Annotated in this window: 12 protein-coding genes; 6 read left to right on the top strand and 6 right to left on the bottom strand. The window is 69.9% G+C overall.

Going from position 1 to position 12,140, the window contains the following annotated elements; translation table 11 throughout:
* The first annotated feature begins 20 nt into the window (after positions 1-20).
* Positions 21-1,286 (top strand): tyrosine--tRNA ligase, encoded by a 1,266-nt coding sequence (gene tyrS, locus OG306_RS07985; RefSeq protein WP_371665208.1) that lies wholly within the window; start codon positions 21-23, stop codon positions 1,284-1,286.
* A 135-nt stretch (positions 1,287-1,421) separates the two neighbouring features.
* On the opposite strand, the gene OG306_RS07990 is transcribed toward tyrS, so the two are convergent.
* Entirely contained in the window at positions 1,422-1,718 is a 297-nt protein-coding gene (locus OG306_RS07990) for a GlsB/YeaQ/YmgE family stress response membrane protein (protein ID WP_327259405.1), read from the bottom strand.
* A gap of 249 nt (positions 1,719-1,967) precedes the next feature.
* Here OG306_RS07990 and OG306_RS07995 point away from each other — a divergent pair, with 249 nt between their 5' ends.
* Together OG306_RS07995 and OG306_RS08000 are read left to right on the top strand one after the other, a co-directional pair.
* Positions 1,968-2,333, top strand: coding sequence for a DUF3099 domain-containing protein (locus OG306_RS07995; protein ID WP_266907067.1), 366 nt, complete (start codon positions 1,968-1,970; stop codon positions 2,331-2,333).
* A gap of 273 nt (positions 2,334-2,606) precedes the next feature.
* Positions 2,607-2,864, top strand: coding sequence for a hypothetical protein (locus tag OG306_RS08000; RefSeq protein WP_266907066.1), 258 nt, complete (start codon positions 2,607-2,609; stop codon positions 2,862-2,864).
* 82 nt (positions 2,865-2,946) lie between these two features.
* Here the strand turns inward: OG306_RS08000 and moaA are convergent, their stop codons facing one another.
* The 3 genes from moaA to OG306_RS08015 all read right to left on the bottom strand — a co-directional run bounded on the left by moaA (position 2,947) and on the right by OG306_RS08015 (position 6,112).
* Positions 2,947-3,936 carry a GTP 3',8-cyclase MoaA gene (moaA, locus tag OG306_RS08005; protein ID WP_266907065.1) on the bottom strand — a complete coding sequence of 330 codons (990 nt, stop codon included), beginning with the start codon at positions 3,934-3,936 and terminating at the stop codon, positions 2,947-2,949.
* A gap of 173 nt (positions 3,937-4,109) precedes the next feature.
* Positions 4,110-5,750 carry a solute symporter family protein gene (locus OG306_RS08010; RefSeq protein ID WP_371665209.1) on the bottom strand — a complete coding sequence of 547 codons (1,641 nt, stop codon included), beginning with the start codon at positions 5,748-5,750 and terminating at the stop codon, positions 4,110-4,112.
* Positions 5,747-6,112 (bottom strand): DUF485 domain-containing protein, encoded by a 366-nt coding sequence (locus OG306_RS08015; RefSeq protein WP_266745409.1) that lies wholly within the window; start codon positions 6,110-6,112, stop codon positions 5,747-5,749. Before OG306_RS08015 ends, OG306_RS08010 begins: the two co-directional genes overlap by 4 nt.
* 292 nt (positions 6,113-6,404) lie before the next feature.
* Here OG306_RS08015 and OG306_RS08020 point away from each other — a divergent pair, with 292 nt between their 5' ends.
* On the top strand, positions 6,405-7,940 hold the full coding sequence (locus OG306_RS08020) for a S8 family peptidase (RefSeq protein WP_266745410.1): 1,536 nt from the start codon (positions 6,405-6,407) through the stop codon (positions 7,938-7,940).
* Positions 7,941-8,041: 101 nt separating this feature from the next.
* Positions 8,042-9,463, top strand: a complete 1,422-nt coding sequence (locus tag OG306_RS08025) for a CoA transferase (RefSeq protein WP_266907063.1) — start codon at positions 8,042-8,044, stop codon at positions 9,461-9,463.
* Here OG306_RS08025 and OG306_RS08030 read toward each other — a convergent pair.
* Entirely contained in the window at positions 9,450-10,130 is a 681-nt protein-coding gene (locus OG306_RS08030) for a lysoplasmalogenase (protein ID WP_266745412.1), read from the bottom strand. The two genes, OG306_RS08025 and OG306_RS08030, sit on opposite strands and share 14 nt — an antisense overlap.
* Entirely contained in the window at positions 10,127-11,005 is an 879-nt protein-coding gene (locus OG306_RS08035; RefSeq protein WP_266745413.1) for a sterol desaturase family protein, read from the bottom strand. Before OG306_RS08035 ends, OG306_RS08030 begins: the two co-directional genes overlap by 4 nt.
* 305 nt (positions 11,006-11,310) lie before the next feature.
* Here OG306_RS08035 and OG306_RS08040 point away from each other — a divergent pair, with 305 nt between their 5' ends.
* Positions 11,311-11,895 carry a TerD family protein gene (locus OG306_RS08040; protein ID WP_266745414.1) on the top strand — a complete coding sequence of 195 codons (585 nt, stop codon included), beginning with the start codon at positions 11,311-11,313 and terminating at the stop codon, positions 11,893-11,895.
* Positions 11,896-12,140: the final 245 nt, after the last annotated feature.

A 12,140-nucleotide genomic window follows, 5' to 3' on the forward strand; every position in this document is an offset into this window, starting at 1 on the left:
AGCTGAGGAGACACGGAACCGTGACGGACATCGTCGACGAGCTGAAGTGGCGTGGGCTGTTCGCCCAGTCCACTGATGAGGACGCACTGCGTAAGGCTCTCGCGGACGGTCCCGTCACGTTCTATTGCGGCTACGACCCCACCGCGGCGAGTCTGCACGTCGGTCATCTGGTGCAGGTGCTCACCATGCGCCGGCTCCAGCTGGCCGGTCTGCGGCCGCTCGCCCTGGTGGGCGGGGCCACCGGCCAGATCGGTGACCCCCGGCCGACCGCCGAGCGGACGCTGAACGACCCGGAGACGGTCGCCAACTGGGTGTCGCGGCTGCGGTCCCAGATCGAGCCGTTCCTGTCCTTCGAGGGCGAGAACGCGGCAATCATGGTGAACAACCTGGACTGGACCGCGGGCATGTCCGCGATCGAGTTCCTCCGGGACATCGGCAAGCACTTCCGCGTCAACAAGATGCTGACCAAGGAGTCCATCGCCCGGCGGCTGGAGTCCGACGAGGGCATCAGTTACACCGAGTTCAGCTACCAGCTGCTCCAGAGCATGGACTTCCTGGAGCTGTACCGGCGCCACGGCTGCACCCTCCAGCAGGGCGGCAGCGACCAGTGGGGCAACCTCACCGCGGGTCTCGACCTGATCCACCGCCTGGAGCCGGGCGCCGAGGTGCACGCGCTGGCGACCCCGCTGATGACGAAGGCGGACGGGACCAAGTTCGGCAAGTCCGAGAGCGGGGCCGTCTGGCTCGACCCGGCGATGACGACGCCGTACGCGTTCTACCAGTTCTGGCTGAACGTGGACGACCGGGACATCTCCCGGTACATGCGCATTCTCAGCTTCCGCACCCCCGCGGAGCTGGAGGAGCTGGAGCAGGTCACCGAGGAGCGTCCGCAGGCCCGGACGGCGCAGCGCGCGCTGGCCGAGGAGCTGACGACGCTGGTGCACGGCGCCGATCAGTGCGCCGCGGTCATCGCGGCGTCGAAGGCGCTCTTCGGCCAGGGCGAACTCGGCGAGCTGGACGAGGCGACGCTGAGCGCCGCACTGTCCGAGGTGCCGCACGCGCGGGTCACCGAGCTCGGTCCGCTGGTGGACCTCCTGGTGGAGGTCGGCCTGGCGCCGAGCAAGTCGGGTGCCCGCCGCACGGTGAAGGAGGGCGGTGCGTACGTGAACAACGTCAAGGTCACGGACGGCGAGAGCGCACCGGCCCGCGAGGAGCTGCTGCACGGGCGCTGGCTGGTGCTGCGCCGGGGCAAGAAGAACCTCGCCGCCGTCGAGGTCACCGGCTGATCCCGGAGAACGGACGTCGCACCGCGGCCGGGCACGCGTGACGCGTGCCCGGCCGCGGTTGCGTTGCGGCCCCGGGCGCGGGGGTCCTGAAGCCCGGGGGGTCCGGCGTTGCCCGGGCCCGAGCTGCCCGCCGGCTCAGGGGCGCGGCTCGTCGGCTCGGGCCTTCTGTCTGGTACCGCGGAACGATGCCCACAGCATGTCGCCGACCCCGACGACGACCACGGCGCCGATCAGCTGGAACAGGTGGCGCGTCCAGTCGATGCCCCTGGTGTCGTTGACCCCGATCCAGGTGGCGGCGGTATTGCCGAGGACGCTGCCGAGGATGCCGAAGATCGTCGTCAGCCAGAGTGGGATGCTCTGTTTGCCGGGCAGGATCGCCTTCGCGATCAGGCCGAGTACCAGGCCCACGATGATTGCCCACAGCCAGCCCATGTCGCCTCCTCGTGCGACGCGATGTCGCGTATGTGGGCCCAGTCTCGGCCCGTGGACCGTGCGCCGCATGCCGGACGCGTCCGTATGCGCGGCCCGGCTTCCGATCCCACGGAATGCGGCGCGCCCCGGTCTCGAAGCCGTCGGACACCGGGCGTACCGTGGGTGCGGTCCGGTCCGGAGAGCGTCCGGCGCGGGAATGTGGTCTTCCCCGACCCGTGAGAGGTGCTGGGGATGGGTGGTGGAGGCGTGATGCGGAAGCAGAGCGGTGTCGAGGTCTTCCGGATCACGGGAGCGCGGCAGGGTCTCGCGGACGATGTGCGCGGCAGGCAGCGGCGCTATGTGATCTCGATGTCCGTGCGGACGGTCGCGGTGATCCTGGCCGCTGTGCTGTGGAACGTCGAGCGGTATGTCGCGATCGTCGCGCTGGCGCTCGGGGTGCTGCTCCCGTACGTGGCGGTGGTCATCGCCAACGCGGGCCGGGAGAACACCCCTTCGCTTCCCTCGACCTTCGTCCCGGCGCCGGTGCGGCCGGCGCTCGACGCCGCGCCCGTGGCGGGTTCCGCGGAATCCGGTCCGGAGGCCGACGGGGTGCGGCACACCGGGGAATCGTCATGAGCGAGGGCACATCGGCATAAGCACAGTTGAGGCCGCGCCACACCCGGGGCGCGGGAAAACGACAGACCAATCATGAAGTTACGGTGCACCGCACCCCGGTCTGCGTGACATACTTCGTAAGCGCTCCGCATCCCCCGTCGGAGCGACAGACCGACGCCGGGCAGCTCCCCCCGTGGCTGCTCGGCGTCGCTTTTTCCCCGGTTTTCTCCGGTGGGGGTTGTGCGGGACAGCCGGTTCGCTCGGCCGTATGGGCGCTGACCTAGGGTTGAGTCCGTGAACTCCCCAGATTCCGCGGCCGAGAGCGCTGCCGCCGCACCCATCTGTTCCGCCAAGGGCTGCCGGGCCGACGCCGTGTGGGTGCTGGCCTGGAACAACCCGAAGCTGCACACCCCGGAACGCCGTAAGACGTGGCTGGCCTGCGAGGAACACCGGGAGCATCTCTCCTCGTTCCTGGACGTCCGGGGCTTCCTCAAGGATGTCGTGACGCTGGCGGAATGGGAGTCCGAAGGATCAGGGCCGGGCCGGTCCTAGCCACCGGATCGGGCCGGTCCCCGGGCCTGGTCGGCGGATCGGCTCCTAGTGCCCCTCCCGGCAAGCTTTGCCGGTCGCGGCACTAGCCGCCGATCGCCGACATCGGCCGGTCGGGCTGCAGGAAGGACGGGTCGTCCAGACCGGACCCGGCCTTCTTTCCCCACATCGCGAGCTTCCAGATCCGGGCGATCTCCTCGTCCGGCGCGTCGGAGCGCAGGGCACCGCGCAGATCGGTCTCCTCGCGGGCGAACAGGCAGGTGCGCACCTGGCCGTCGGCGGTGAGCCTGGTCCGGTCGCAGGCCCGGCAGAAGGGGCGGGTGACGGAGGCGATGACACCCACCCGGTGGGGTCCCCCGTCGACGAGCCAGCGCTCGGCGGGGGCGGAGCCGCGCTCTGCGTCGCCCTCCTCGGTGAGGGTGAAGCGGGTGCGCAGCGACTGGAGTATGTCGCCTGCCGTGACCATGCCGTCACGCTTCCAGCCGTGCTGGGCGTCGAGCGGCATCTGCTCGATGAAGCGGAGCTCGTAGCCGTGCTCGACGGCCCAGGCGAGCAGGTCGGGGGCTTCGTCGTCGTTGAGTCCCGGCATCAGGACGGTGTTGACCTTGACCGGGGTGAGACCGGCGTCGCGCGCGGCTTCGAGGCCGGCCAGCACATCGTGGTGACGGTCGCGGCGGGTGAGTGTCTTGAAGACGTCGGGGCGCAGGGTGTCCAGCGAGACGTTGACCCGGTCCAGGCCGGCGGCCCGGAGTGCGGCCGCGGTGCGCTTGAGCCCTATGCCGTTGGTGGTGAGGGACATCCTGGGGCGCGGGGTCAGGGCCGCGCAGCGCTCGACGATGGAGACGAGCCCGGGGCGCAGCAGCGGCTCACCGCCCGTGAAGCGGACCTCGGTGATGCCCAGCCGGGTGACGGCGATGCGGACCAGGCGGACGATCTCGTCGTCGCTGAGCAGGTCGGGCTTGGCCAGCCATTGCAGGCCCTCTTCCGGCATGCAGTACGTGCACCGCAGATTGCAGCGGTCGGTCAGCGACACGCGCAGGTCGGTGGCGACCCGGTCGTAGGTGTCGATGAGCATGTGGGCCCCCTCCCGCGCTTGCTGCCCGGTCGTCGTATCCGGCTTTCCGGGCTGACTCCTCCGAGACTACGCGAGATCTGTGACATCGCAGGGGCCCGTATGACACGAGGTGCGGCACGGCCGTGTCGTAGGACTCTACGACACGGCCGTTGCCGTACCCGGTTCGTTCTCGCTCAGTGCGCTCCGACACCGGTGAGGGACTTGACCTCCAGCTCGGCGTACTTGCCCTTGTCCGGCTCCTCCTTCGAAAGGAGGGAGCCGATCCAGCCGAGCAGGAAGCCCAGCGGGATGGAGATGAGGCCCGGGTTCTCCAGCGGGAACCAGGAGAAGTCGACGCCCTTGAACATCGATGTCTTCGGGTTGCCGGAGACGACCGGGGAGAACAGCACGAGGATCACCGAGCTCGCGAGACCGCCGTAGATCGACCACAGGGCGCCCTGGGTGGTGAAGCGCTTCCAGAAGAGGCTGTAGAGGATCGTCGGCAGGTTGGCGGAGGCGGCGACGGCGAAGGCGAGCGCCACCAGTCCGGCGACGTTCATGTCGCGGGCGAAGGCTCCCAGGACGATCGCGACCGCGCCGATGAGGACGGTGGCCCAGCGCGCGGCCCGCATCTCCTCCTTCTCGGTGGCCTTCCCCTTGCGGATGACGTTGGCGTAGATGTCGTGCGCGAAGGAGGACGAGGAGGCGAGGGTCAGCCCCGCGACGACGGCGAGGATGGTGGCGAAGGCGACGGCCGAGATGACGGCCAGCAGCACGGCGCCACCGGTGGAGCCGACCCCGCCGAGGTATTCGGCGAGCTGCGGGGCGGCCGCGTTGCCGGCCGGGTTCTTCGCCTTGATCTCGTCGGGGCCGATGAGCGCCGCGGCGCCGAAGCCGAGCGCGATCGTCATCAGGTAGAAGGCGCCGATGATGCCGATGGCCCAGTTGACCGACTTACGGGCGGCCTTGGCGGTCGGCACCGTGTAGAAGCGGATCAGGATGTGCGGGAGACCGGCGGTGCCGAGGACCAGGGCGATGCCGAGGGAGAGGAAGTCCAGCTTGGAGGTGCCGGTGGCGCCGTACTTGAGTCCGGGCTCCAGGAACGCCGCTCCGTGGCCGCTCTTCGCGGCGGCCGTGCCCAGCAGGTCGGAGATGTTGAAGTCGAACTTCAGCAGCACCAGGAAGGTCATCAGGAGGGCACCGGCGATGAGCAGCACGGCCTTGACCATCTGGACCCAGGTGGTGCCCTTCATGCCGCCGATCGTGACGTACACGATCATCAGCACGCCGACCAGCGCGACGATGAGGATCTTGCCCGCGTCGCTGGTGATGCCGAGCAGCAGGGAGACCAGGACGCCCGCGCCGGCCATCTGCGCCAGCAGGTAGAAGATCGACACGATGATGGTGGAGACGCCGGAGGCGGTGCGGACCGGGCGCTGCCGCATCCGGTAGGCGAGGACGTCGCCCATCGTGTAGCGGCCCGAGTTGCGCAGCGGTTCGGCGACCAGCAGCAGGGCCACGAGCCAGGCGACGAGGAAGCCGATGGAGTACAGGAAGCCGTCGTAGCCGAAGAGGGCGATGGCTCCGGCGATGCCGAGGAACGAGGCCGCCGACATGTAGTCGCCGGAGACGGCGAGCCCGTTCTGGAACGCGGTGAACTGCCGTCCGCCCGCGTAGAAGTCGGCGGCGCTCTTGGTCTGCCGGCCGGCCCAGACGGTGATGCCCAGGGTCGCGGCGACGAACACCGCGAAGAGCGTGATGATCAGCGGCCGGTGCTCGGTGGTCGAGGAGGCGGCCAGTTGCAAAGCGGGGTGGGAGTGGTACGCGGCGCTCATGCGTCGGCCTCCATACGGGACTTGATGGCCTCGGCCTTCGGGTCCAGCTTCGCGGCCGCGTGGCGCGAGTAGAACCAGGCGATGAGGAATGTGGTGACGAACTGGGCGAGGCCGAACACGAAGGCCACGTTGATGTTGCCGTACACCTTGGTGCCCATGAGGCCGCCCGCGTAGTTGGACAGCAGCACGTACAGCAGGTACCAGAGGACGAAGGCGACGGTCAGCGGGAAGGCGAACGAACGGTACGAGCGGCGCAGTTCGCCGAACTCCGCGCTCTCCTGCGTCGCGATGAACGCCTCGGTCGTGGGTTCGGCAGGGCGGGTGGCCGTACTGACCTCGGGTGGCGGTGCATCGGTAGCCACGGAATCTCCTCGCGACGCGGGTGCGGTGGTGGTGGGGACGGTGGATTTCACTGGGGAACCTCGGTGTCGGGGGATGGTGGTGCGTCTCCCCTGACAACGGCACGGAGAGCGCGGCGAAGCGGTTCACCGCGGGTTCACACTTCTCCAACTCGCCCCTTCGTACCCATCCGGTCGAACAAGGTGCCCCCAACTCATTGAATAGTGGGGCTGATCAGCGATAACTTCACTCGTCATGTACGCGACTGGGCACATCCTGTGTCCGGTCCACAGATACGGATGATGTGGAGACCCCATGGCTCATCTGGGATCCAGACGGACCCGCGCACTGACGCTGCCCGTCGGATTGGCACTCACGGCCTCGCTCGGCTTCCTGCCGACGGGTGCCGCTTCTGCCGCACCGGTGGACGCGCAGCCCACAGCGGCGGTCTCGACGGACGGCCCGAAGCTCTCGTACGTCGTCAACACGCGGAGCAATCACGGGACCGTCAAGCAGGTGACGAAGGCGATAGCCGAGGCCGGCGGCACGGTGGTGATCGCCTATGAGCAGATCGGCGTCATCATCGTCGAATCGCAGAACCCGGACTTCGCGAAGACGATCCGCCGGGCCAAGGCCGTCGATTCGGCCGGGGCCACCCGCACCAGCCCCATCGTTCCGCAGGCCACCACGGACATCGGGGTGGCGCAGCCGCTCACCGCCGAGCAGGCCCGGAGCGCGGCGGCGGAGGCGACGTCGGACCAGGATCCGATGGAGCCCCTGCAGTGGGATCTCCCCGCCATCAAGGCGGACCAGGCGCACCAGAAGACGCTGGGCAGCAGCAAGGTCACCGTCGCGGTCATCGACACGGGTGTCGACGACACCCACCCGGATCTGGCGCCGAACTTCAACCGCGGGGCCTCCGCGAGCTGTGTGTCCGGGGCGCCGGACACGACGGACGGCTCCTGGCGTCCGAAGACCGGTGAGAGCGACCACGGCACGCACGTCGCGGGCACCATCGCCGCCGCGAAGAACGGCATCGGGGTCACGGGTGTCGCGCCGGGCGTGAAGGTCGCCGGCATCAAGGTCGCGAACCCGGACGGCTTCTTCTACACCGAGTCGATCGTCTGCGGCTTCGTCTGGGCCGCCGAGCACGGCGTCGACGTGACCAACAACAGCTATTACACCGACCCGTGGATGTTCAACTGCAAGAACGACCTTGACCAGGGCGCCCTGGTCGAGGCCGTCGCCCGCGCCACCGGGTACGCGGAGCGCAAGGGCACGGTGAACATCGCCTCGGCCGGCAACAGCAAGTTCGACCTGGCCTCCGGCGCGATCGACGACACGACCAGCCCGAACGACACCACGGCCGTGACCCGGACGATCAACCCGCGCGAGTGCCTCGACATCCCGGCGATGCTGCCGGGCGTCGTGACCGTCTCGGCGACCGGCGCCAAGGGGCTGAAGTCCTCGTACTCGAACTACGGGAACGGCGTCATCGACGTCGCGGCTCCCGGCGGCGACTCGACGGTCTATCAGGCGCCCGCACCGCCCGCCACGAACGGTGCGATCCTGTCCACGCTGCCGGGCGGCAACTACGGTTACAAGAACGGTACGTCGATGGCCTCCCCGCATGTCGCGGGTGTCGCGGCCCTGATCAAGTCGACGCACCCGCACGCCTCCGCGGCCACGGTGAAGGCGCTGCTGATGTCCGGGGCCGACGCCACCGCGTGCGGCGCCCCGTACGACTACAACAACGACGGCAAGATCGACGCCGTCTGTGAGGGCGACAAGAACCACAACGGCTTCTACGGGGCCGGTGTGGTGAACGCGCTGAACGCGGTCCTCCGGTAGGAGCCCGCCGGGACGTGCGATGCGGCGGGAGGGGCCGGGCCTTCGGGCGGTCCTCCCGCCGCCTCTTCCCAGTTGGTGGCACTCAGTGCCATTGTGCGGGGATGAGTCATGCACGCATGTCCGGTACGGAGCAGGCCTGGGCGGCGCTCGGCGGTGCTCCCGCGCTTCTCGCGCACCTCGAAACGGGTGGCCCCGAAGGGCTGCTGCCCGCGCGGCTGCCCGTGATGGAACTGGCCCGTTCCGCCGTCGCGGTCTGCTCACTGGCCGCCGCCGAACTGGCCGCCCGCCGCACCGCGCGCCCCGTGCCGCAGATCCACGTCGACGACGGCGCGGTGGCCACGGCGTTCACCAGCGAGCGCCATCTGCGGATCGACGGCCGCGCGCCGACCAACTTCGCCCCGCTGTCCCGGTTCTGGCGCACGGCGGACGGCTGGGTCCGTACGCACGCCAACTACCCGCACCACCGGGCCCGGTTGCTCGCCACGCTGGGGCTGCCCGCGGACACCTCGGACGACATCGCGGTGGACGCCGTCGCCGCCTCGTTCACGGAGCGCACGGGAAACGAGATCGAGCAGACGGTGTACGCGGCGGGCGGCCTGGCCGTCGCCGCCCGTACACCGGCCGAGTGGGCGGCCGACCCCCGGGGCGCCGCCGTCGCGGGTACGCCGCTGGTGGGCAGGGAACGCACCGACAGCGCGCCCGTCCGCCGGACGACGCCGCTCACCGGCGAGCCGCTGCTGCCCGCCGCCGGGGTGCGCGTGCTGGACCTCACCCGGGTCATCGCGGGACCCGTCGCCACCCGTACGCTCGCACTGCTCGGCGCGGACGTCCTGCGGATCGACGCCCCGCAGCTCCCGGAGAGCCAGGACGCGCACTGCGACACCGGATTCGGGAAACGGTCGGTGAACCTGGACCTCGGCAGCCGCTGCGGCGCGGCCGCCTTCGATGAACTGCTGGCCGGCGCGGACGTGGTCGTCATCGGCTACCGGCCCGGGGCCGTCGAGCGGTTCGGCCTGACTTCGCAGGCCCTGGCCGCACGCAGGCCGGGGCTGGTGATCGGGCGGCTCTCGGCCTGGGGGCACGGCCCGTGGGCGCGGCAGCGCGGCTTCGACAGTCTGGTGCAGGTGGCCACCGGCATCGCCTCGGTCGAGGCCACGGCCGGGGCGGAGCACCCGCCCGGTGCGCTGCCCGCCCAGGCGCTCGACCACGGCACGGGCTATCTGCTGGCCGCCGCCGTGCTGCGCGCCCTGACCGAGCAGCACGACGAGGGCGGCTCCCGGCTGGCCACGCTCTCGCTCGCCCGTACCGCCGCCTGGCTCCTCGACGAGCTGCGCGCCGGCCGGGAGAACGAAGCCGCGGATTCGTCGTACGGCCCGGAGAAGTGGCTCACGGAGACGGACAGCCCGCTGGGACGGCTGCGTCACGCCGTGGCGCCGGTCGCCTTCGACGGCTCCCCCGCCGACTGGTCGCGCCCGCCCGGCCCGCTGGGGGCGGACGCGGCCGCCTGGCTCACGGCTCGATGAGCGCCTTCGTGCGCCCGCCGGGTGCGAGCGCTCCGACGGTCAGCAGGAACTGTGCGGCGATGTAGGTGAGCATGACCCAGAAGTCGGGGGCGGGCAGCTGCGGCCAGTCGGCGATGCCGGTGGCGATGAGCGCGTCGGAGAGGAGGAAGAGCGCCCCTCCGACGGCCGCGTACCGGCCGAGGGTGCCGGCGCGGTACGCCATCGTCGTGAGCAGCAGGCTGTAGCCGGTCATCGGGATCCGCAGGTCCGGCGGCAGGCCGTCCCAGAGCAGCGCGACGAAGGTGGCCAGGACGGCGGCGTACACGATCCCGGCGAGCAGCGGGCTCCGGGCGCGTCCGAAGAGCCACAGGTAGCAGACATGGCCCGCGGCGAAGGAGCCCATCCCGATGAGGAAGGCGGTGTCGGAGTCGGGCAGCAGCAGCGTGTCGCCGCCCCAGCCGAACAGGAGCGCCGCGATGAGCAGCCGGGGGCCGCGCCGGGCGGCGGCGTACCCGGCCAGCAGCGGCATCAGCAGGGGCTTGGCGAGGAGATGGGCGACCGGGACATCGGCGAGGACGCCGACGAGATCGACGGCCGAGGCCACGAGGAAGGCGATGAGCAGCGGGCGTACGAGACGTTCCCGCCGGTCGTTGACGGAGTCGGCGCTCCTGACTGCGTCGGCGCTCATCCGGTGCGCTCCTGGGCGGGGACGGCCGTACGGGCGACCACTCCGGTGGGCTGCCAGCCGGGCCCGCGGAAGATCCGTCCGGCTCGCTCGCTCCAACTGCCCGCCGCACGCACGTCGCGGGCGATCGCGGCGTACTCGTGGGTGGCGACGCGGAGCGGGTTGAACGTGTCGATGTTCTTGGTGAGGCCGAACACGGGCCGCTCCGTCTCGGCGGTGAAGGACCCGAAGAGGCGGTCCCAGAGGATCAGGATGCCGCCGAAGTTCCGGTCCAGGTAGCCGCCCTGCGACGCGTGGTGCACCCGATGGTGGGAGGGCGTGTTCAATACGTACTCGAAGGGTGCGGGAAGCCTGTCGATGCGCTCCGTGTGCACCCAGAACTGGTAGACGAGGTTCGCCGACGAGCAGAACGCGAGCGCGGCCGGATGGACACCACAGGCGATGAGCGGTACGTAGAAGGGCCAGACGGTCAGCGACGTCCAGGGCTGGCGCAGCGCGGTGGACAGGTTGAACTTCCGGCTGGAGTGGTGGACCACGTGGCACGCCCAGAGGATCCGGATGACGTGGTGGCCGCGGTGGGACCAGTAGTAGAAGAAGTCCTGCGCGAGCAGCATCAGCAGGACCGTCCACCACAGCACGGGAACCCGGAGCGGCGTCAGCTCGTAGACGGCGGTGTAGATCGCGACGATGGGCACTTTCCACAGCAGGTCGAAGACCAGGCTGCCGAGCCCCATGGTGATGCTGGTGACGGCGTCCTTCGTCTCGTACCCGGCGGCTTCCTCATCGGGGTGGAGGTGGTGGAGGGCCATTTCGAGGACAGTGAGCAGGACGAAGGCCGGTATGGACCAGAGCACGACATCGGGCAGGTTCGGCGGCATGGGAGCACCGTAGAGCCGCGGATCGACCGCGCACCAGACGTTGTTACCAACAAGTATGCGAGACGCGCTGTCAGCGGTCTTTGGAGACTTCCGCCAACGCGGACGTCACGCCATCCTTGTACCGGAACTCCCGGGGGCGAGTAACTGCCCTGCGATGATTCGGAAGTTGCCGCCCCCGGACAGCCCGAGAGGGTTCACGCGCACCTCGCCCATGGGGACCCGTCACATGAACCACCGAGGCGCCCAGGCACACTCTGCATGGTGTAGTCCCTCCGACAATCCCCTGACAAAAGGATGATCCACGCATGATCACGCTCACCAAGGAAGACGGCCCGGCGGACCTGGACGGGGTGACCCATCTGTCCATCGGCGTGTCCTGGGACCCCACGGCCGGCAGCAGCGGCGGCGTCATGGGTCTGGTCCGCCGCAAGACCGGAACGGACCTCGACCTGATCGCCATCGCCACGCAGGACGGGGACCCGGTGCGCCTGGCCGGCCTCGACTCGCTGGATCCCATGGGCAACGGCTCCCTCATACACAGCGGCGACAACCAGACCGGGCGCGGGGAGGGCGACGACGAGACCGTCACGGTCGAGTTCGCGCGCATCCCGGGCAACATCACGTCGATCGTGTTCGTCGCCGCCGCCTTCAAGAAGGGCAGTTCCTTCCAGAAGGCCCGCAACATCAGTTTCAAGGTCTACGACGCGACCGGGGGAAGCTCGCAGCAGGTCGCCGACATATGGCCCAGCCTGCTCACCCAGGACAACGGCTGCGCGGTGGCCAAGGCCGTGCGGGTCGGCGGCGCGTGGAAGCTCGAAGTGATCAATGTGACGGGGAAGATCAAGCAGGGTGACGAGCATGCCCTGATGCGCTTCGCCGTCAGCAAGTAGTACGCGGTCGCCGACGTGGCCGCGGGGACGTTCCCCGCGCCGGAGCGCACCTTCTGAGCGGAGGTCCGGTCGGAACGGACGGGCGAGAGGGCCGGAAGGCCGTTCGCCCGTCCACGTTCCCTCGCTGGTCGGCGCGGCGTCGAGGGCGGCCATGCGCGCGTGGCTCAGCCGACGCTCGACGCCGGACTCACCGGTCGACGTCATGGACGCAGCAGCACCCTCCTAGTAGGGCTTTGTTAGGTGCG

The sequence above is a fragment of the Streptomyces sp. NBC_01241 genome (assembly GCF_041435435.1).
Classification (GTDB): Bacteria; Actinomycetota; Actinomycetes; order Streptomycetales; family Streptomycetaceae; genus Streptomyces.